This window comes from Bacteroides sp. AR20, assembly GCF_964250605.1.
In the GTDB taxonomy this organism is placed as follows: domain Bacteria; phylum Bacteroidota; class Bacteroidia; order Bacteroidales; family Bacteroidaceae; genus Bacteroides; species Bacteroides uniformis.
This window is the reverse complement of the sequence record NZ_CAXUGK010000002.1, coordinates 252,257-273,945: the sequence shown is the minus strand read 5'-3', so window position 1 is coordinate 273,945 and position 21,689 is coordinate 252,257. Positions and strand designations below refer to the sequence as shown.

The 21,689-nt window shown below is 49.1% G+C and carries 20 protein-coding genes; 10 read left to right on the top strand and 10 right to left on the bottom strand.

The window, feature by feature from the left end; genetic code table 11:
* Position 1: 1 nt before the first annotated feature.
* Positions 2–424, bottom strand: a complete 423-nt coding sequence (locus ACESTD_RS02360) for a DUF2007 domain-containing protein (RefSeq protein ID WP_061412806.1) — start codon at positions 422–424, stop codon at positions 2–4.
* 34 nt (positions 425–458) lie between these two features.
* Positions 459–1,817, bottom strand: a complete 1,359-nt coding sequence (gene lpdA, locus ACESTD_RS02355; RefSeq protein ID WP_195288463.1) for a dihydrolipoyl dehydrogenase — start codon at positions 1,815–1,817, stop codon at positions 459–461.
* A 188-nt stretch (positions 1,818–2,005) separates the two neighbouring features.
* Here lpdA and ACESTD_RS02350 point away from each other — a divergent pair, with 188 nt between their 5' ends.
* Entirely contained in the window at positions 2,006–2,953 is a 948-nt protein-coding gene (locus ACESTD_RS02350; protein ID WP_061412812.1) for a hypothetical protein, read from the top strand.
* Here ACESTD_RS02350 and ACESTD_RS02345 read toward each other — a convergent pair.
* Positions 2,950–3,282 (bottom strand): DUF4907 domain-containing protein, encoded by a 333-nt coding sequence (locus tag ACESTD_RS02345; RefSeq protein ID WP_005825250.1) that lies wholly within the window; start codon positions 3,280–3,282, stop codon positions 2,950–2,952. The two genes, ACESTD_RS02350 and ACESTD_RS02345, sit on opposite strands and share 4 nt — an antisense overlap.
* A gap of 25 nt (positions 3,283–3,307) precedes the next feature.
* Positions 3,308–4,387: a kelch repeat-containing protein gene (locus tag ACESTD_RS02340; protein WP_005825248.1), complete on the bottom strand. Its 1,080-nt coding sequence runs from the start codon at positions 4,385–4,387 to the stop codon at positions 3,308–3,310.
* A 242-nt stretch (positions 4,388–4,629) separates the two neighbouring features.
* On the opposite strand from ACESTD_RS02340, the gene ACESTD_RS02335 reads away from it, so the two are divergent.
* Both ACESTD_RS02335 and ACESTD_RS02330 read left to right on the top strand, forming a co-directional pair.
* Positions 4,630–5,946, top strand: a complete 1,317-nt coding sequence (locus ACESTD_RS02335) for a DUF4270 family protein (protein WP_272195836.1) — start codon at positions 4,630–4,632, stop codon at positions 5,944–5,946.
* A complete protein-coding gene (locus ACESTD_RS02330) occupies positions 5,943–7,157 on the top strand; it encodes a hypothetical protein (RefSeq protein ID WP_272195835.1) in 1,215 nt (404 codons plus the stop codon). Before ACESTD_RS02335 ends, ACESTD_RS02330 begins: the two co-directional genes overlap by 4 nt.
* Before the next feature lie 153 nt (positions 7,158–7,310).
* Here the strand turns inward: ACESTD_RS02330 and ACESTD_RS02325 are convergent, their stop codons facing one another.
* Positions 7,311–8,057, bottom strand: coding sequence for a LytTR family DNA-binding domain-containing protein (locus tag ACESTD_RS02325; protein WP_057256730.1), 747 nt, complete (start codon positions 8,055–8,057; stop codon positions 7,311–7,313).
* A gap of 202 nt (positions 8,058–8,259) precedes the next feature.
* On the opposite strand from ACESTD_RS02325, the gene ACESTD_RS02320 reads away from it, so the two are divergent.
* Positions 8,260–8,865, top strand: a complete 606-nt coding sequence (locus tag ACESTD_RS02320; protein WP_005833978.1) for a hypothetical protein — start codon at positions 8,260–8,262, stop codon at positions 8,863–8,865.
* A 33-nt stretch (positions 8,866–8,898) separates the two neighbouring features.
* Here ACESTD_RS02320 and ACESTD_RS02315 read toward each other — a convergent pair whose 3' ends face one another.
* Positions 8,899–9,291, bottom strand: coding sequence for a PH domain-containing protein (locus ACESTD_RS02315; protein ID WP_373158605.1), 393 nt, complete (start codon positions 9,289–9,291; stop codon positions 8,899–8,901).
* Positions 9,292–9,324: 33 nt separating this feature from the next.
* Positions 9,325–9,699: a hypothetical protein gene (locus ACESTD_RS02310; protein ID WP_044468766.1), complete on the bottom strand. Its 375-nt coding sequence runs from the start codon at positions 9,697–9,699 to the stop codon at positions 9,325–9,327.
* 221 nt (positions 9,700–9,920) lie between these two features.
* Here ACESTD_RS02310 and ACESTD_RS02305 point away from each other — a divergent pair, with 221 nt between their 5' ends.
* From ACESTD_RS02305 to ACESTD_RS02290, 4 genes are all read left to right on the top strand, one after another.
* Positions 9,921–11,840 (top strand): tetratricopeptide repeat protein, encoded by a 1,920-nt coding sequence (locus tag ACESTD_RS02305; RefSeq protein ID WP_175332415.1) that lies wholly within the window; start codon positions 9,921–9,923, stop codon positions 11,838–11,840.
* A gap of 76 nt (positions 11,841–11,916) precedes the next feature.
* A complete protein-coding gene (gene nadB, locus ACESTD_RS02300) occupies positions 11,917–13,488 on the top strand; it encodes an L-aspartate oxidase (RefSeq protein WP_005825234.1) in 1,572 nt (523 codons plus the stop codon).
* Positions 13,489–13,506: 18 nt separating this feature from the next.
* Positions 13,507–15,255 (top strand): transglutaminase domain-containing protein, encoded by a 1,749-nt coding sequence (locus ACESTD_RS02295; RefSeq protein ID WP_195288467.1) that lies wholly within the window; start codon positions 13,507–13,509, stop codon positions 15,253–15,255.
* Between the two features lie 30 nt (positions 15,256–15,285).
* Entirely contained in the window at positions 15,286–17,469 is a 2,184-nt protein-coding gene (locus tag ACESTD_RS02290) for a DUF3857 domain-containing protein (protein ID WP_005833973.1), read from the top strand.
* On the opposite strand, the gene ACESTD_RS02285 is transcribed toward ACESTD_RS02290, so the two are convergent.
* Together ACESTD_RS02285 and rbr are read right to left on the bottom strand one after the other, a co-directional pair.
* Positions 17,466–17,606: a hypothetical protein gene (locus ACESTD_RS02285; protein ID WP_155517507.1), complete on the bottom strand. Its 141-nt coding sequence runs from the start codon at positions 17,604–17,606 to the stop codon at positions 17,466–17,468. The genes ACESTD_RS02290 and ACESTD_RS02285 overlap by 4 nt on opposite strands.
* Positions 17,607–17,740: 134 nt before the next feature.
* Positions 17,741–18,319, bottom strand: a complete 579-nt coding sequence (rbr, locus tag ACESTD_RS02280; protein WP_005825226.1) for a rubrerythrin — start codon at positions 18,317–18,319, stop codon at positions 17,741–17,743.
* A gap of 321 nt (positions 18,320–18,640) precedes the next feature.
* On the opposite strand from rbr, the gene ACESTD_RS02275 reads away from it, so the two are divergent.
* Positions 18,641–20,323: a SulP family inorganic anion transporter gene (locus ACESTD_RS02275; RefSeq protein WP_005825218.1), complete on the top strand. Its 1,683-nt coding sequence runs from the start codon at positions 18,641–18,643 to the stop codon at positions 20,321–20,323.
* A gap of 7 nt (positions 20,324–20,330) precedes the next feature.
* The gene (locus ACESTD_RS02270; RefSeq protein WP_005833972.1) at positions 20,331–21,170 is read left to right on the top strand and encodes a DNA/RNA non-specific endonuclease; all 840 of its coding nucleotides are present in this window, start codon (positions 20,331–20,333) and stop codon (positions 21,168–21,170) included.
* A gap of 5 nt (positions 21,171–21,175) precedes the next feature.
* Here the strand turns inward: ACESTD_RS02270 and ACESTD_RS02265 are convergent, their stop codons facing one another.
* Positions 21,176–21,685 carry a flavin reductase family protein gene (locus ACESTD_RS02265; RefSeq protein WP_009037517.1) on the bottom strand — a complete coding sequence of 170 codons (510 nt, stop codon included), beginning with the start codon at positions 21,683–21,685 and terminating at the stop codon, positions 21,176–21,178.
* Positions 21,686–21,689 lie beyond the last annotated feature (4 nt).

The following is a 21,689-nucleotide window of genomic DNA, read 5'->3' as shown; positions in this document are numbered from 1 at the left end:
ATTATTCTTCAACTGTTCCTTTCGCCACCGGCTTCTCAAAATGAGTGCCGCACTTCCTGCATACATACTCCCAATGCTCAGTGCCCGGAGGTGCGGCCGACAATGCCGCAATAACAGCAGCCACCACAGCACGCACCCGATGGCTCTTCTTCAGCACAAACTTAATCTCATCCGAACCGCAATGGGGGCAGTACCTCAACTGTTCCGGAATCATCTGGTTCCGTTCAAGCAGACGGAGGGCATTGTCATATTCGTCCTCATAGACAAATATATCCACTCCCGTGACATCACGGACATATCCGCGCATCACGGAAGACATGTTTTCATTATGCAAAACAGACGCAATGCCCTCATTCTCCAAGGCACCCTGAATGACGTGTGCCTGGAAGGCATCGTCACAGGTGATTAGCTTTACGGTTTTCATCTTTTATGTTTATATGAAACAATAGTCATGGGGTCTACAATGCCTCCTTGAATATCTCTCCCACCGTGGGGTGCGGAAAGACAATCTTCTTCCATTCATCGGCAGTAAGTTTCAGCTCGATGGCCATGCCTGCCAACGTTATGATTTCTGAAGCGGGATTGCCCAAGACATGTGCTCCCAATACGGTATCGTCACTGCCCAACAGTAACTTGCAGACACCGTTCACACCTTCGTTCTCGGCGACGAAACGGCCACTATAGGCCATCGGCAGCTTTACGGCACGATAGGCAATGCCTCTCTTCTGCAGGGATTCTTCTGTCTCGCCCACACTGGCTATTTCGGGATTGGTATACACCACGCCGGGGATGGCACGATAACTCATAGTGTCCTTCCGGCCAATGATGGAATGTATGGCTACTTCCGCCTCGCGGACGGCTGTATGCGCCAGCAAGGAATATCCCGTCAAGTCGCCGCAAGCATATACTCCGGGAACTGAAGTCTGCATCTGTCCGTTGACAAAGACATTTCCGCGCTCCGTTCTTTCCAAGCCCAGATTCTCCAATCCGAAGCCTTTCATTACCGGACGGCGCCCGACACTCATCAGAAGCCGTTCGGCAACGACGGAACCGGGACCATCGGCTGTTTCATAATTCACCTGGATAAGGGAAGAAGCTTCGGCAGTATCCGGCATGACAGACACTACTTTTGCACTCAGCATGAACTTGATTCCCCGCTTGGCGTACTCTGCACGGAGCATACCCGCCAGCTCTCGGTCCATACCGCCTCCCAGTATCTCGTCCAGCATCTCGACGACGGTTACCTGCACTCCCAGGCTGTTGAAGAAAGAAGCGAACTCCATACCGATGACACCGCCGCCGATGATGGCAAGCGAAGCGGGCAGTTCCTTGTTGTCCAGCGCGTCACGATGGGTCCAGTAAGGCACCTTGTCTATGCCGGGAATGGCAGGGACAAAGGTTTCGGAACCGGTGCAGAGCAGCAGGTTCTCGCATTCGTAGGTTTCTCCGCCGCACTCCACATGATTCTTGTCCGTCACTGTGGCCTCTCCGCTGACAATCGTCACACCATGGGCAGTCAGCTTTCCTTTGATTCCCAATACCAGCTTGCGTACTACCTTCTGCTTGCGGGCAATAATCTTGGGCAAATCAAACGATACTTCGGGCACACTGACCGCATACTTCGAAGCATGGCGGGCTCCGTCATAGGTCTTGGCCGAATACAACAAGGTCTTGGTAGGGATACACCCTTCATTCAGGCACACTCCACCGAGACTCTGCTTCTCAAATAGTACGACACTCAATCCTGCTTTTCCGGCAGCTTCGGCAGCAGTATATCCCGCAGGACCTCCACCGATAATGGCAACTTGGTATTTCATGGAATTAATGGTTAGTGGTTAATGATTAGCGATAATTTGTGCGCAAGTTAATAAAACCCGTATTATCCGGCAAAAAAGAGTACTTCTTTCTTTCGGAGAATACAGCGTAAAGAGGAAATAATTATCTTTGTCGTGCAGCATTTACAAAGAATGCCACGTCCAATGGACATAATCAAATAATAACCAACATGAAAACGACTGACTTATTCCAATCCATCCTTTTGTTCGCTCTTTTCCTTTGCGGCCTGACGGCTTGCAATGATAGCGATGAAATCCGCCTCTCGCCCTTTCAGGAAACTACCGTGAAGGGCGAAGCCTCTACCCTGCAGATAGACCTAACACGCGGCGACTGGCGCATAACCTCCATCACCACCCCATGGGGAGACCTCATGATGGATGGCAACAAGCTCCCACAACTGGAAGGTACGGGAAGCCTGCATTATAAATGGTGGGACTTGGAACGGGACACCGACAGCCATCTCATCCTGCACTTTAAAGACAACTTTGACTTAGGTGAATCCCGTAGCCTCATCATCAACCTTGAGATGAAAACGGGACTCTACAAGGAACAAATCATCATACACCAAGAACCGTGCACTAACTTCTATCAGATAGAGTCCATCGAATACAGCGTGGAAGAAGGTGACGGAGTGAAAGAAGCCGGAACAGGACCTGATAAGAGTACCTATAAAAATGAAAATCTGGGAAACACAACCGACAAGCATGACTACTATCCATTCATCAATAAATGGACAGAATACGCATTCATACCCGATGGGCACTCTGATGAAACCTTCAAAAGCATAGACCCGGAGAAACGTAGCATCTATCTGCCCAACCACATAGAAGACGGAAAAATAATCATGGGACAACAACTGTTATTCTTCATCAACCAAGGCAAGTATTACAAAGAAGACGAACTGAGATATAAACATTTTGAAGTAGACATAGTAGGTATGAAATGGAACATATACACTTCAACCATCTACTACAAACGGCTTCAAGTGACATTCACCGCCACTCTTTCACGTCCCGGTAGCGATACAAAGAAGGTACTCAAGGGTAAATTCATGCAGAGATACCCTTATGACTGCTCGGAAATACATCACGAAGTAAAGGATTCTTTAGAAGATTAGAGTCCGGTGTCTGTCAGACAAGACTCCACCTCCTCCCTGCTCAATGCCGGAGCTTGCCCATCGGCAAGCTTACGGCATACCAGCCGACCGGCCGCCAGCGCTTCCACCTTTGTTGCAAATGGCAGGCGACCGCTCAAAGCAGGTATAAAAGGTTGATATATCAGGGTATCGGCTCCATGCAGCACCACGTAGCCGTAACCGCCTTCCACCTCCATCACCCGGCATTTCAACTCATTGCCACCGCCGGCAGTATGACCCGAACAGCAAGAAAGGCATACCGCCATCACAGCCGGTACACCTATCTTTATCATAATAAACATCAGCTTCATAAGTTCCGTTCAGTTATGGGGCGAATCAGACTTCCTCTTCCTCATCGGGTAGAAGTTCGTACACATCATCAAAGTAGCTGGTACCACTTGTTCCCGTCAGCACAAAACCACGTTCACCGGTAGAGAAACCAACGGCAGCCCTGCGCGAAGAAGCACCGGAAGGATAATTATGTACATCTGTAATGGGGGTAAAGTCGTCATCGGAATCGCCGTACCATAAGTCCTTGTCAGGGTCGTACAGCCAGTAGTCGCTGCTCAGGGAAGTGCTGTTACGTATTCCCGTAGCCACAAATCCCCTTCCACCGATGACGAAAGATACGGCTTCGGACCGTGTGATGGCGTAGTCATCGTCATAGTCATTGTCGGAGTCCGTATCGGCAATGTCACGCAACTGGGTCCAGTTGCTTCCGTCGAACTTCCAGAAATCCACCAGATCGGTACTGTTGTTTCGCCCGCAACAGATGTAGGCCACCTCATCGATGACGAATGCCGTACCGAAGTAGCGCTTCTCGCCTCCATACCCGCTCACCGCTTCCCATTGCGAACCTTCGGCGCCATTGGGGTTGAAACGGTAGAAGTCCATCTTGTAGGCACTCTCGCTGCCGGTAGCGTCGCTGTTGCAGCCCGTACCGACATAGCCATATCCGCCTATACTGAAAGCCAGGGCACCATCGCGTACTCCACCTTTGAAGTCGTCTTTCCGTGTCCAGGTATCCGTGGCAGGGTCATACTCCCAGGTATCTGCTACACAGTAGGACGAGGAGCCGTCCTTTACGGAACCGGTCGTAATGTATCCCTTGCCATTCACGGCAAAGCCCACGGCAGCCTTGCGCCCGGCAACGGGCATGTCGGCACACTGCGTCCAGCTGTTCCGGCTCATGTCATACTCCCAAAGGTCGTTCAGGTAATCCTTGTTCGCTCCGTAGAAGCCGCCACACAAATATCCATAATTGCCGATGGTGAAGCCGGAGGCATAAGCGCGGTACACACCGTTATAGCTGGCTTTCTTCATCCACTGCCCCTGAGTGTATTCATCCTCGTCCGTACAACTGCCGGCAATGCACACGATGGCCAGCAACATTATTCCTACCAATAGTCTGTTCATTGTTTATTGTTTTTTTAATGATTAAGCTTTATACTTCCCACTTTCCAAAACAAGAAGCTGCGGGAGGTCCTTTTTGTCTGTCCGCAAAAGTAAACCACCGCAACCACACCGACAAAAATAACCGACGAACAGTCCGAAATTCCCGTTAAACGCCTTTACCGATAAAAACCGTCCGAACGCCGATTTTTGTAGGAAGATATAAAAGTTTTGCCTTTCCTTTGCCGCCAACTAAAAGAACAGAAATGAAGAAGTCATTGTACAGCTTATTCGCAGTCCTCGCTATCTTCTGCGCCTGCCAGGACGAGAACTCGCAGCTTGGAAAGAGCCTCGTGGAAAGCTCCTTCTATAATGTATACGCAGACACCTGCTCGGTAGACATCAGCACCATCCTGCTAGACTCCATAGAGACCCGGGGCGACAGCATCTGCCAGCTAGGACATTACCGGAGCAGCGCCTGGGGAGAAGTATCCGCCACCTACTATGCCGAATACTCCACGTCCGACTTCACCCCCAACACAGACTATACCTATACCCTCGACTCCCTCGTACTGCGAATGATACCTTCGGGCCATTTCTGGGGAGATACCCTGACGCAACAGCGCATCTCCATCTACCGGCTGAAAAGCCCTATCGTGCTGGACAACGACGAGGACCTTTACAACAGCACCGTACTCCCGACGGAAGATGCCCCACTCTTCAGCTTTACCTTCACCCCCTGCCCGGGGCGGAAGAAGGAAGTAAGCGTCCGCCTGCCCGACTCATGGGGACAACAACTGCTGAATGACCTCGTGGCCCAAGATGACTACTTCGATACCCAAGACAAGTTCAAGAAGAAATTCCCCGGACTGGTCTTTGTTCCCGAAAACGACGGGCAGTGTATCACCGGATTCATGGTGAACGACTCTGCCATGAGCATCAACCTCCACTACCAGGAAGTCTCCAACCAACGTACCGGACAAGTGCTGACTTTCAACGTAAACACCGACTATGCCTATACCGGTATCCGGCACGACCCCACCGGCACCCACCTTGCTTCCCTGAAAAGCGGAATAGAGAACCTCGTCCACTCCAACGACATGGGTTGCCTGGCCTATATGCAGGGATTGACGGGTTACTACAACCAACTGGAATTCCCCTACCTCAACAGCCTCGGAAGTGCCGGACAGATAGTCTCCATAGAGAGCGCCACACTCTACCTCTATCCTCTGGCCCGGAGCTACAACGAAGTGAGCCAGCTTCCCAATGACATCCGCCTTTATATCACGGACGAGAACAATGTGCTGGAGGACTACGTATACGGCAGTGACGGCGTAACCGTACAGACCGGCGACCTGACCATCGACGAGATGTACGGGAAAGAGACCTACTACTCCTTCGACCTCACCGAATTCATCCGCAACAATTACGGCACTTCGGGCATCAAGCGGCAGAAACTGCTGATGAGTCTGACAGACGAAGAAAGCACCACCACCTTCAACCAGGTCATCTTCACCAACGACCCCGAACAAGAGAGACAATGCAGATTAGACGTAAGATTCAAAATATACAACGAGCAATGAAACGCCATTACCGGATTCCCCTTCTGCTGTGCAGTCTGTGTACGGCAAGCCTCACCGCCGTGGCCCAGAACACCACCAACCTGCCCACCTCCATGTACGGAGTGGGCGAACTGAGTGCCGGTGACGGCGGACGTTATGCCGGCATGGGCAACACGGGCATCGCCCTGAACCGTACCGGATTTCTGAACACGCTGAACCCCGCAGCCATCACCCGCATGGACACCGCCTGCTTCACGTTCGATGTGGGTGTATCTGCCTCATATGCCCGCTACTCCTTTCTGAGCGAACACAGCTCCAACTTCACCGGCAACCCCAACCGCATCAGCATGGGCTTCCGTGTCCTGCCGCGCTGGTATGCCCTTGTAGGTGCAGCACCATACAGCAGTGTGGGCTATGTCATCCAGACCGAAGAAGAGATAGAGGGAATGCCCGGCAACTACACCTACTCGCTCTTTGAGGGTACGGGCGGACTATACCGGTGCTACGTCACCAATGCCTTTGCACTGAGCAGGCAACTGTCGGTCGGCATCAACCTGGGGATGATAGCGGGCACAGTGACGCAAAGCGAAACGCAGGAAAGCGCCGTCGTAAAGTACGAATCTTCTAAACAGGCCTTTTATGCGGACTTCGGCATACATTACGAATGGGGTGCGACCGGACAACGGAAGTGGGCGGCAGGGCTGGTATTTGCTCCCTCCCTTCCCATCAGCCACGACAATACACTGACTTACAGCAACTCATCTACCAGCGAGAACCTCGATAAAGGATACCACAGCCGTACACAATATCTGCCCATGCACCTCGGCACCGGCCTCAGCATGGTCACCGAACGCTGGGTGCTGACCGCCGACTACAACTACCTGGACTGGAGCCGCAACTCCTCCTCCTACACTTCCATGAAATACGAGAACCAGCACAAAGTGAACCTGGGAGGCAGCTACATTACCAAGCCACGTCTGGCACGTTCCACCGAGCTGATGGGCGGAATAGGTTTCGGCAACTCCTATATCAACCTGAAAGGCGGGAAGATGCAGTATCTGGAAGCCAGTGTAGGGGCGAGCTTCCCCCATCTCCGGTACTCCTATCTTTCGCTGGGCGCCACCTGGCGGAAACAACTGAACACACGCAGCAATCTGATGCAGGAAAGCCGATTCAGCCTGAATCTGAACTTGACGTTCGGGGAAAGGATTTCGAGAGCAAAACTAAAGTAATACAAGGTTCCGGTTCACCACAGATTACACGGATTTTACACCGAATGATTATCATTTGTTGGATCTATATATGCAACGCGTTGCATATATAGATGCAGCACGCTGGAACTATAGATCCAACAAACAAAGTATATAGTATCTGAAAACAGGGTATTACAACATTGCCAGCCTGGACACATACCCTTTCACCCTTTCGCGGTAAGCATCGCCAATGGGGACATCCTTCTGCTCGATGAGCAATGTGCTGCGCCCGATGGCGCTGATGCAGTCCATGCGGACAATAAAAGAACGGTGCACGCGGATAAATTCGTTCGCCGGAAGTTTTTCCTCCATGTACTTCATACTGCATAGGCTCAAGATAGGCTTAGGGGAATCTTTACAGAAAATCTTCACATAATCGCCCATACCTTCTATATAGTTTATCCGTTCCAGGTCGAGCCGCATGATGCGGTTGTCACACCGCATGTAAATCACCTTCGGAACCTCTTCCGGACCTTGCCTGTGTTTGGAGTCGGACGTACCTGCATCCTGCAAAGAGAACCAGCGTGCCGCTTTGCTGACAGACTGGAAAAACGTGGAGAAATTGAGCCCGTCCATCAGATAGTCCAACGCATCCAGACGGAAACATTCGGCAGCATAGCGGTCGGTGTCTGTAATGAAAATGACACGAGTGGACGAGGACAAGAGCCTGCAAAAATCCATTCCGTTGATTTCACCTTCTTCCACCGGATAGATGCCGATAAAATAAACTTCCACTTTTGTCTCATAATAATCCTTCAGCGCTTCAAGAGGATTGCCGTACTTTCCGTGCAAAGAGAGAAAAGGAACCTTGTCGATATACTCTTCCAACCTTCCGGCAATCTCCGGGTCTGCATGTAAAATGGCGCAATTCAAATTCATATTCGTTTCTCTTTTACATAATGGACGCTGCCATATCCGAAAAACTGCAAACAGAAGAGCTAAAATTAAGCTTTATTTATGATTCAAAAACAATCTGCCTCTACGGAAAGACTATATTATCAGGAAAATAAAGTACTTATTATGAACAGTTTCAAAAAATAAACTTATCTTTGCATGTACATCCCCACAAAAAGTAAAGGCTATGAAACAACAGAAACTATTCCACCTCGTATTGTCCGCCATGCTGATTGTCTGCACGACCGGCTGTTATGATAAAGACGAAATTAAAGATGCTGAAAAATATCTGTTCAAAGATATTCAATACTCTTTTGAAGAAGGGGATGGATTCAGTACGTATGATGTAGAGCTCCTGCCCTTCATCATGGAAAACAATTTAAACAATAGTATCACCACCACAAACTCCCCCTTCGAAGACACATGGCAGGAAACCACCTTCCAGAGCAACGACCCCGAAGCATTTGTATGGATGGGGGAAGAAGATGTGTTCGTCAATACCCCTTACATGTTTGGAGATGAACTATTGTTAAGTGGGGCAACCATAAAATATGGCAGCGAAACAACAAAAGCCAAAGGTCCAAACAGCAGTACTTCCACCATCAGCATACAACCTCACTGTCGGCTCATCATAAAAGGAACACTACACTACAGCAAGCTTGTAGCTACCTATACGCTGACATTCGCAGGTGAATATACAAAAACGGAAAAACAGATAAAGGGAAAGTTCATACAAACAACTCCGGAAAGCTACACAGGAGACATTACCATGGAACCGATAACGGCAGATTAAAACGGAATCGCATACGTGGGCACACCCTATTGCTCACCCTCTCCGTTCCTCTAGTAACCGGATAAACTCCTCCTCCTTGACGGGAAGAAGCACTGCACACTTGCCCTCGCCATATTTCACGAGCACATAGCGCATCACCGCAAACCGCCCTACCTGCATGGAAGAAGCACGCTCCACAGAAGTGATGTCTTTCATCAGAATTTCCTTACTCCGGGAGAAACGGCCGAAGGACAGCACCAACTTCCCGTCGGGCGTTACGGTATAGGTGGTATGAATCACCTTCTCGATAATAACCACCAGCCAAAGCATGAAAATAGCAGCCAGGAACGGAGACTTGTACCAAAGCATATAGACGGCGAGAATACCTATCAGGATGAGAAACAGATACTGCCCCATAGCAATGCGCGCATGAAAGATTCGATTCATTTTATCTGATTTTTGCCGCTAAGGTACGTATTTTTATGATAACAACTTCTTCATTAGCATCTCCATTTCTCGAACTTCCGTCACATTCAGCTTGCGGCAGACCGAAGCACATAACAATTCTACCCGTTCCGGCGAAAAATAAATCAATTCTGCAATCTCCTTTACAGACTGTCCAAGAGCTACCAGCATACATATCAGTTCTTCATCCTTATCCACCTCCGGAATAGACTGATAAAGTTTCTCTAAAAAAGAAGGATAATGAAAAATAAAGATTTCACGGAATACAGCCTCACGAGTTCCGGACAACAAAGCCTCCGAAGCATTGGGAGAATCTTCCGAAATCATTTCGCGCAAAGCTCTGGCAATCTCCTGCATATTAAAAGGTGTCACTGTTTTCTTTGTTTTCATTGTATCTTATTTCACCATTATACATATTTACAATCGTTTTGATACAAATTTGCAAAATATGCACAACCTAACCATAAGAATACGATATACAATCTGATATACAATTTCATATTATATTTATTATCAAATAATTAACAAGAAACAAAAAAACAAGTCCATTGTTGTAAATTTTAAATTAAGAAATTATATCTTTGCCTTACAAAACAAACAGTCCACAAAATATGAATGCCAAAAAACTTTCATTTTTACTTCTGATTCTCGTAGCTGTAGCCTGCACCAACCGCTCCACCTCTTCGGAACAAGACGAAGTGAGGCATTGGAACAATGTCCTTCAACAAATCAATGCCTTACTACTCGAAAACAAAGCGCAACAAACGTTGGATCTTGCCAAACAGACCTTGCCCGAAATCCTGGAATCGGCAGAAAAAAACGGAACTACAGATACCCTGATTTACTATGCCCGCAAGATATTTAATGCCTGCGGGAACAATTACATAAACACCAAACAATACAAAGACGGCATCGACTATATGGACAGCATTGGAAACCATCCCCTCATCCGCGAACATTGCCCACACGAATTGCTGAGCTTCAAGGCCGGACTGAACCAACTGTATGGCAATAACCCGGAAGCTGTCCGACTGGCAGAAGACTACCTCCAGTTACCGGTCTGTACCAGTGCCAATGACTTTATCCGGCAGGCAGAAATCATAAGCGGTGTCTACATGTACTCCGGAAACAATCTACCCAAAGCCATCCAAATCTTGGAAAAAGCAATAGATGTCTACCGGAAAGGCGGAAACTTCCCGAACATGCTGCGGATAATGTCACGGTTGGGCATCTATTACCACCTCAGTGGTGAATACGAGAAAGCTATAGCCACTAACCAAGAGGCCATAGCCACTTACAACGACAGCATAGCACCTGGAAATGTAGTGATTGCCTACGGAGAACAAGCTAATCTCTACGCCGAACTGGGTATGTACGACCAGGCCCTGGAAATGAACAAAAAAGCCCAATACTACTCCATGCTGAAAGACAGCTTCGGACTGGGAGACTTGTACCGCTACCGTGCCCAGATCTTTCGTAACATGAATCAAAAGGACTCTGTATTCCACTACCTCAGGCTGGGAGAAAAGTTGTCAATGATACAAAACAGCTTTAAGGGCGTATTCGTAAACAAAGTAGAAACGGTAAACAGTTATCTGGACTATCCCGACTCTTTGGAAAAAGCACTGCAACTTGCCCTTAGCATCTGTCCCGATACCGTGCGGATGCCCCAATGGGCCAAATACCAACTCAACCTCCACCTAGGCCGGGCCTTACTGCAAACCGGGAAGGAACAAAACGGCATACGCCTGATAGACCGGGCTGCACAAGACCTCATCAACATGAAGTTCATGGAAGGCCGCGATGCCAACGAGATATTAATGGATTACTATCTGGCCAAAGGCATGAACGACGATTTTGCTCGTTGCTACATCCGTAACCGACAGTTTGCCGATTCTCTGGACAATAACGAAAAGAAACGTGCTGTGGCAGCAGCCAACATCCGGTTTGATGCCAACCAAAAAGAGAAAGAAAACAAACTGCTCTCGGCACAAGTGCAATGGCAGCAACAGCAGTTGTTCTACAACATCTGCATCTCCATTACATTACTGTTGCTACTTATCACCACTACAGCCTATTTCATCATCCGAAGGAAGGCCAACCACCAGCTTATAGAAAACAACAAACGGGAAATACAGACCCTCATTACCCGGCAGCAAGACCTGAACCGCCGCAACGAACAACTGACGGAAGAAATAGAACGGGCCATGGCTACCAATAACCTCAACTCCATTCGCCAGCTCACCGTGCAAAGCCTGCTCAGCAGGGAAGATGAGAACACATTCCGCCGGTCGTTTGCCACCATACATCCTTCTTATCTGCCCAAGCTCCGCGAAAGTTATCCTCAACTGACCCGCAACGAAGAATTGCTGGCCATGCTCATCTGCATGAACCAAAGTACCGACGAAATAGCCCTTATCATGGGAATCAACCGGAATAGTGTAAACGTAGTCCGTTCGCGCATGCGCAAGAACATGGAATTGCCCAAAGAAAAATCCCTGGATGAAGTATTGAAACAATACCTTACATAACAAATAAAAATAAGCCCGCTTATTTTGCTCTACGTTTGGTTTACACTATCTTTGCGGCGTTTAATACACAAAACCTATGGTAAGAAAGTTCGATTTTCTCGTTATCGGCTCCGGACTTGCCGGTATGAGTTTTGCGCTGAAAGTAGCGCATAAAGGAACAGTAGCCCTCATTTGTAAGGCAGGTTTGGAAGAGGCAAACACTTATTTTGCACAAGGAGGTATCGCCTCTGTCACCAATCTGGCCGTAGACAATTTTGAAAAGCATATCGAAGATACCATGATTGCGGGTGACTGGATAAGCGACCGTGAAGCTGTAGAGAAGGTGGTGCGCAATGCCCCCGAACAAATCAAGGAGCTTATCAAATGGGGAGTGAACTTCGACAAAAAGGAGGACGGAGAGTTTGACCTGCACAAAGAAGGCGGCCACTCCGAATTCCGCATCCTCCACCATAAGGACAATACGGGTGCAGAGATACAGACCAGCCTCATTGAAGCTGTGAAGCAACACCCCAACATCACCGTACTGACCGACCATTACGCTGTGGAAATCATTACCCAGCATCACCAGGGAATCATCGTTACCCGCCACACCCCCGGCATCAAGTGCTACGGTGCCTATGTGCTGAACGAAGCGACGGGCGAGGTGGATACCTTCCTTTCCAAAGTCACCATCATGGCAACGGGCGGTTGCGAAGCCGTTTACCGCCATACCACCAACCCGCTGGTGGCCACGGGAGACGGCATTGCCATGGTCTACCGTGCCAAGGGAGCAGTGAAAGACATGGAATTCATCCAGTTCCATCCCACAGCCCTTTTCCATCCGGGAGACCGCCCCTCGTTCCTCATCACCGAAGCCATGCGCGGTTATGGCGGCGTGCTGCGTACCAAAGACGGAAAAGAATTCATGCAGAAGTACGACCCGCGACTCTCACTGGCCCCGCGTGACATTGTGGCGCGTGCCATCGACAACGAAATGAAACAGCGCGGTGAGGACCATGTGTATCTGGACGTCACCCACAAAGACCCCGAAGAAACCAAGAAGCACTTCCCTAACATATACAAGAAATGCCTCAGCATCGGTATAGACATTACAAAGGAATACATACCGGTAGCCCCCGCCGCCCATTATCTCTGCGGTGGCATCAAGGTGGATTTGGACGGACAGAGCAGCATCCGCCGCCTGTACGCCATCGGCGAATGTTCGTGCACCGGACTGCATGGCGGCAACCGTCTGGCAAGCAACTCACTGATTGAAGCCGTGGTTTATGCCGACGCGGCAGCCAAACACGCGCTGAGCGTACTGGAACGTTATGACTTCAACGAAGACATTCCCGAATGGAACGACGAAGGTACCATCTCCACCGAAGAACGTGTCCTCATCACACAAAGCATGAAGGAAGTGAACCAGATTATGGAGGCATACGTAGGCATTGTCCGCAGCAATACCCGGTTGACACGTGCATGGAACCGCCTGGACATCCTTTACGAGGAGACAGAAGCACTCTTCAAGCGTAGCAAGGCTACCCGAGAGCTGTGCGAACTGCGCAACATGATAAACGTAGGATACCTGATAACAAAGCAAGCCATGGAACGCAAGGAAAGCCGCGGACTGCATTACACGATAGACTATCCGCACGCCAAGAAATAAACATAAATCCTCTCCATCATGAGGAAACAATATTTCTCTTTCATTTTTTTGTATATTTTCTCAAGCTGTCTCTACAGTCAGACGATGGACGACAATATCATCATCAACTGCTGTGAAGACAGCTATGTTTTTAAAGAAGGCCCGGGAAACAACCCCATCGTACAAAACACCCGAAAGACCGAATATGAAGCCTTGCGGATGGGAGCTACCGTACAACCTCATATGTTCTATGGCGAATTCATCTCCCTGGACGAAGCCAAAGCCAAGGGAGTACTTGCCCCCAAAGCCATCCACCGCCATGCCACACCGGAAAATGTATTCTTCGACGATACCCGCATCTGCTACTTCAACCTCTCCCTAAGCCGGCAGGGGAAAAAGGCGGCCGTACAGTTCAGCCGTACCTTCCATGACCTGCGCTACTTTACACGCATCTACTTTCCGGAGGAATACTTCATCCGCAAGAAACGTATCACCGTCACCATTCCTGCCGCACTGTCCCGTTTCCGGTTGGTGGAGAAGAACTTCGGTCCCGGCATCCGGTGTGAAAAGAGCGTGAATAAGGAAGGGGATTCCCTTTTTGTCTACACCTTAAAAGGAGTGCCTGCCACCCGAAAGGAAGAAGCTGCTCCCGCAGACAACTGCCTCTATCCCCATCTGCTGGTGACCGGTCCCTTTGCCGATGTACAGGCCATGTACCGCTGGCTGAACGGACTGGCCGAGGTGGACTGCACTCTCCCCCAAGCCGAAATGCTGACGGATGAAATTACTGCCGGATGCACCGATGAACTGGAGAAGATACGCCGCACCTATGCCTACGTACAGCAGAACATACGCTACATCGCCTTTGAAAACGGATTGGCAGGACATCGGCCCGACCGGCCTGCCGAAGTGCTGCGCAAGCGTTACGGCGACTGCAAGGGAATGGCACTCCTGCTGCGCACATTGCTGAAAGCCCAAGGATTCGATGCCCGAATGGCCTATATCGGTACGGACGACATCGCCAGTTCTCCCGACGAAGTGCCGACACTGGCTGCCATCAACCATGCCTTCTGCCTTCTTTTCCATCAAGGGAAAAGATATTGCCTGGATGCCACCTACCGATACCTACCGCCCGAAGACATCCCCCAAGGTATACAAGGCCGAAAAGCACTGGTAGAAAACGGAGACAGCTGCCTGATACTGACTCTTCCCCAGCAGGATGCCTCTACCTCTACGGACAGTCTCAATTATCACTATCGCTTGATGACGGACAGCAATCCCCCTACCCTGAAAGGCACCGCCATCCGCGTAAGTACGGGCGAATACAAGGAATACCTGCTCAGTCTCTACCATGACACCCCCAAGGAGAAGCAGACAGACCTGCTAAACAATCAGATAAACAATACCGCTGCCGTACAATCGGCCGATGGAGAGTACTGCCTCGAAGCAGACCCGCACGAAGATTTCTTCCACCAGCCCATTGACACCACCCGCCGCAAGCAGGATTACCTACTGCCGTGGAGATGCCGTATTATACGCGAGGTAACGATTGATATTCCACAAGGATATGCCGTGTCTTATTTGCCTGCAGACTTTCACATTGAAACGAATCAGGGCATCCTCAGTTGCTCCTACCGCGCCGGAGCAGGATATATCCACTTCCGAAAAGTGATGGAGATACGCAGAAAACGTATTCCACTTGCTCTTATCCCTGCTTGGAATGATGCCCTGCGACAATGGAAAAAAGCCTGCAACGAACAGATAGTAATCCGGCAAAGCACCCTTTAAACAAATAATTGAACATAAAACGCCATCACCATGAAAACAACACGTTTTTTCCTACTGCTGCTGATGTTACTTGCCACTTCGGGACTGAATGCCCAAAAGGAAGAAGACAAATATGCTGCGCTCGTAAGCGAAGTGCGCAATGAAGTATGGTCGCTGAACCTGCCCGACTTTAAAAATATGACTGTACCCGAGAAATACAGAAACGAACCCGCCGTTATCCTTGCCGTACACAGCCGTCTGGAGGTAACCCGGAAAACCAAGTTGGACTGGTGGGGAATGGGATTGACCAAACAACAGATAACCTGCCGCAGCATCTACCGCCAAATGGTATACATCAACAGCCAAAGTGCACTGGAAGAGATGTCACAGTTCAGCTTCCTTTCCCAGGAAAAAGAACGCTACACCCGTAATGAACAACAGCGTATACTGGGTGTGCGCATCATCAAACCGGACGGAACAATTCAGGAAACAGACCCGCAGGAGTACATGGAAACCGATGAAGGCGGCCACCCACGTAGCCGCAACATCCAAGAGAAATGGAACAAGCTGGCCGTACCCGGACTGGAAATCGGAGACATCATCGACTTGTTCTTCGTACGATACACCATACTGAACAACCAGAATCCCGAACCTTTCGGTTTTTACTTTATGGACAGCTATCCTCTGCTTGCCTATTCCGTCCATTGCGAGATAGACCCGAAGCTGAGCACTTTCTACCGTTGCCTGAACGGAGCAAGGGACTTCGACCATAGCACCGATACCGAAGGAAACCATATCCTCGACTTGCATACCGGAGACTCCGGACGTGTCATTCCCGACTTCTGGTACAACAGTGCCCGGCAAACGCCCATGATTCTGATGTACATCTACAACAGCAAGACACCCTATGCCTGGATGCCACCCAGCGCCCGCAAGCCGGGACTATATGCCAACCCCAATCCAAAACTGATGACAGATGACACACGTGCCTCCATGAAGGCTCCCGGCACCAACTGGTCCGGTCTGCGCAGCGGACGGAAAGGCGAAATATCCAAAGCCCTCAAAGCCCGTCAAGCCGAAGGATGGAGCGATAAGAAACTGATGGACTACCTCTACCAATACTGCTATTACCGGTATATGGAAAACGGTGCAGACTATACTCCCGCCAGTTTCATCCTGCTGATGCACGAACTTCTGGAAAAAGCAGGTATTCCCCACCGGACAGGAATCACGACCAAAGATACTCGGGAGCCTCTGGACCAGCTCATCAACTACAGCAATACCACTTGGTTTATCTATCTGGAATCCAACGGAAAATGCTATACTCCACCGGCCTGCTATGCTGTTCCCGGTGAAGTGCCTGCCAGCCTGCAAGGCGAAGAAGCCATACTGGAAGACAACACATGCCTTACCCTTCCCTCCACCACCCCCCAAGACAACCGGGATATGGCTACCATAAACGCTTCTATAAGCGGCACCACTCTCCACATCAGCCGCCGGGAAGAGATGAGCGGTGCTCTGAAAGAACACTTCCAACCCTACCTCATTATGGACGAGGACCTTTACAACTCCGTTCGTCGCCAACTGGGTATTACAGCCACCATCTACGACGAAACCAAAGAAAAATTCCATGCCGACCTGCGCGAAAGTTACCGCCGTGAACGGGAGCAGGAGAAAGAGCGTTACCGTAATGAAATCATCGGTTATCATGGCTCGGAAGAAGGACTGGAAACACTCCTCGGCTACCAGCTTTTCAGCATCGGAAACCGGGCAGACAGTGCGGCACTTGCCTATCAAGTGGACTATGTACTGGACGGATACGTAAAGAAAGCGGGTACAAACTTTGTTCTCTCCGTAGGTCGGTTGATAGGATCACAGCCAGAGCTGAAAGGCGAACAACGCCTGCGCAAGGAGGACATTTATTGGGAGATGCCCCGTTGTTACCAATGGGACATCACAGTCAATCTGCCGGAAGGTTATCGAATTTCTCCCGAAGGCCTGGAAAGACTGAACGTAAAAGTAGAAAACGACTGCGGCGCTTTCATTGTCCAAGCCACCACTGAAGACGGAACATTAAGAATAAAAGCCGAAAAACGCATCAACCACAAGACGGAACCGGTAGCCAACTGGGAGAAACTGCTTGAAATAACCGATGCTGCCAACAGTTATGAAGCACTTTCAATAGTGTTCCAAGCAACCATTAATCCCCCTACATCGCCAACAACCGGCTATTAATCCTTCTCTGCCCGCTGCAGCATCGCCATACACAGCTTGCTGTCGTACTGTACAGCCACTGCAAAACGACTGCATACTTTTTGCAGCGTCACTGCATACCGGTTTGCAGCAGCACTGCAACAGTTTTGCAGTCGCACTGCAATTTGTTTGCAGTGACGCTGCAGCAAATGTGCAGCAATTACAAGCTATATGACTGTCACAGCAAACAAAAAGCCCCGCAGAGCTTGCTTTCGCTCTGCGGGACTTTGTTCTCTCTATGAGGAAATTATCATCAATAGTTTGACTTCTTTACTTCGAAATAAGCCTGCGGATGCAAGCAAGCCGGACATACCTGAGGAGCTTCCTTACCGGTGTAGATGAAACCACAGTTGCGGCACTGCCATACCACTTCGCCTTCCTTGGCAAATACGCTGGCAGTCTCTATATTCTGGATAAAAGCGCGATAACGTTCTTCGTGTCCCTTTTCGGCAATGGCGATGTTACGGTACATAAGAGCGATTTCGGGGAAACCTTCTTCGTCTGCAATATCAGCAAACTTAGGATAATCCAATGACCATTCTTCGTGTTCGCCGGCAGCAGCTTCCTGAAGATTTTCCAGGGTAGTGCCGATAACACCTGCAGGATAAGAAGCGGTGATTTCCACCATACCGCCTTCCAGCCACTTGAACATACGTTTAGCGTGTTCCTTTTCCTGGTCAGCCGTTTCTGTGAAAATAGCGGCGATTTGTTCGTAACCTTCTTTCTTGGCTACACTTGCAAAATAAGTGTAACGCATTCTTGCTTGTGATTCACCAGCGAATGAAGTCAGCAGATTCTTCTCAGTCTGAGTTCCTTTAACACTTTTAGCCATAGTCTCTTTTTTTATTAGTTAATATAATTACGTATAAATGTCGTTCGTACTGTTTATAAACAACACAAAATTACGAATTTAATTTGGAATAATCACACCTCTTCCCCATCGGATTTATTTATCGTCTTATAGAAAGAATCTATCTTCACCGATAACCCGAAGAGGCATTTCAGACATAATTAATAGCACATATCTGATAAGGAAAACAAAATACATCACAGTTGTGTTCACTAATATCCATTATTTTATCTACTTTTGCAGGCAATTTGCAATATATACATTACATTCTGTATAAAAAAACGTATAAAAAAGTAGATTATAATGAAAGCGTTCGGATTCAGACCAAAGCTATACACGGCTTTAAAAAATTACTCTAAAGAACTGTTCATGGCAGACCTGATGGCAGGTATCATTGTAGGTATCGTTGCCCTCCCGCTTGCCATTGCATTCGGTATCGCCTCCGGCGTATCACCGGAGAAAGGTATCATTACGGCTATCATAGCCGGTTTCATCATCTCCCTGATGGGTGGGAGCAAGGTACAGATTGGAGGACCGACCGGTGCGTTCATCGTCATTATCTATGGCATCATCCAGCAATACGGTGAATCGGGGCTTATTGTCGCCACACTGATGGCAGGCGTACTGCTTATCCTGCTGGGAGTTTTCAAGCTGGGAGCTGTCATTAAGTTTATCCCCTATCCCATCATCGTAGGTTTTACAAGCGGTATTGCCGTCACCATCTTCACTACGCAGATTGCCGACATTTTCGGGCTGACGTTCGGAGGAGAGAAAGTTCCGGGAGACTTTGTAGGAAAATGGATGATTTATTTCCGACATTTCGATACCGTAAACTGGTGGAACACGATTGTAAGTATTGTCAGCATCTTCATCATTGCCATTACACCGCGGTTCTCGAAGAAGATTCCGGGGTCACTTATTGCCATCATCGTGGTGACAGTGGCAGTCTGGCTGATGAAAGTATATGGAGGCATTGATTGTATCGATACCATCGGCGACCGTTTCAGCATCCGTGCCGAACTGCCGGATGCCGTGATGCCTGCCCTGGATTGGGAAGCGATAAAGAACTTGTTCCCCGTAGCCATTACAATCGCTGTACTGGGTGCCATCGAATCTTTGCTGTCTGCCACCGTGGCCGATGGTGTGATAGGCGACAAACACGATTCCAACACGGAACTGATAGCACAAGGTGTTGCCAACATGGCTACCCCGCTGTTTGGCGGTATCCCTGCCACCGGAGCCATCGCGCGTACCATGGCAAACATCAACAACGGAGGAAAAACTCCCGTAGCAGGCATGGTGCATGCAGTGGTATTGCTGCTTATCCTACTGTTCCTCATGCCGCTGGCACAGTATATCCCAATGGCTTGCCTGGCGGGTGTACTGGTCATAGTATCCTATAACATGAGTGGTTGGCGTACGTTCAAGGCATTATTGAAGAATCCTAAATCGGATGTCACGGTACTGCTGATTACTTTCTTCCTGACCGTCATCTTCGACCTGACTATTGCCATTGAAGTAGGTCTGGTGATTGCCTGCGTGCTGTTTATGCGCCGCGTCATGGAGACTACCGAAATATCCGTCATCAAAGATGAAATAGACCCGAATGCAGAATCGGACATTGCAAGCAATGACGAGCACCTGATAATCCCCGAGGATGTGGAAGTATATGAAATAAACGGTCCTTACTTCTTCGGCATCGCCACCAAATTCGAAGAAATCATGGCGCGGCTGGGCGACCGCCCCAAAGTGCGCATCATCCGCATGCGTAAAGTTCCGTTCATCGATTCTACCGGTATCCACAACTTGACAAGCCTTTGTGAGATGTCCCAAAAGGAAAAAATAACCATTGTGCTCTCCGGTGTCAATGAAAAGGTACATAAGGTACTGGAAAAATCGGGCTTCTATGAGCTGTTGGGCGAAGAAAATATCTGTCCGAACATAAATGTGGCACTGGAAAGGGCCAAAATGATTATCCAACACTAATCCCGGCATGGCACGAAAAAAAAAGAAACAATCGCAAGGCGTCTATTATCTTATATTGTTTATATGTGCGGTCTGCCTTGCCTATGAACCCGTTGCAAAGATACTTTCGGATGCCAGGCAAAAGAGTTCTACGCCTGCCAAAATAGAACTCACGGCAGGCACACGCCTTGAAATACCGGCAAAGCTGAAGAACGTCTCCGAACAGATTCTCCAGCGGAAAGGCTACACAGTATCCTACAACAAAGATTTAAAGATACCCAACTGGGTAGCCTGGGAACTCACTCCCGAAAAACTGGTGGAGCGTGAAAGCCGTACAGACAAGTTCCTGCCCGACCCCGACCTGCCTGAGCACGAGGCAGTAACCACCGATGACTACAAAGGAGCCGGCATGGACCGCGGACATATGTGTCCGGCCGGTGACAACCGCTGGCACTGGAAAGCCATGCAAGAGAGCTTCTACACGACAAACATTTGCCCGCAGAACCACAATCTAAACCGTGGCGACTGGAAAGAACTGGAAGAGTCATGCCGCCGTTGGGCACAAGAAGAAGGCAAGATATACATTGTATGCGGTCCTATTCTCTATGACCAACGTCACCGCACCATTGGTAAGAAGCACAAAATTACAGTGCCCGAAGCATTCTTCAAGGTCGTTCTGTGTGCAGACAGCAATCCTCCCAAAGCCATCGGCTTCATTTATAAGAATGCATCAGGGAATCATCCGTTGGACAGCTACGTCAATACAGTGGACGAAGTGGAACGTATTACAGGTATCGACTTCTTCCCCGCCCTTCCGGATGAAATAGAAGAGAAGGTGGAAGCCGAATATGACTTGAAACTGTGGTAAAGGAGCTATTCCTTTACCCAGGCATCTACAATCTCGGCTACATAAACCCGGTGCAATCCACCGTGGTCACCGCCATACCAACGCTCGTAGACGGAATGGTCGAGAAAGAGTTCTTCTTTCATATCGGTAATGAAAAGCTTGCGGCACTCCAATCCCAGGCGGTCCTGCTCAAAGAGAATGTTTCCCCGCTCGGTAACGATAGGATTCAGACCAGTTTCCTTTACCTTATCCACTTCCCTACCCGATTTACTGCCACAAAGGTTGTAAATGCTCCGGTTTTCCTTTCCTAAAAAAGAAAGGGTGAAATATTCGTTCTCCTCCATAAACTCATACGTATAGCGTTCGGAACGAATAAAGACAAACACCACCGGCTTGTTCCAAAGCCAGCCAATACCTCCCCAACTGGCAGTCATGGTGTTGAAATGTTCTTTACTGCCTGCCGTAACCAGCATCCACTCTTTGCCTATCACTTCGAAGAAGTTCTCGCTTAAATCTTTAATTGCTATTGATTTCATAAGT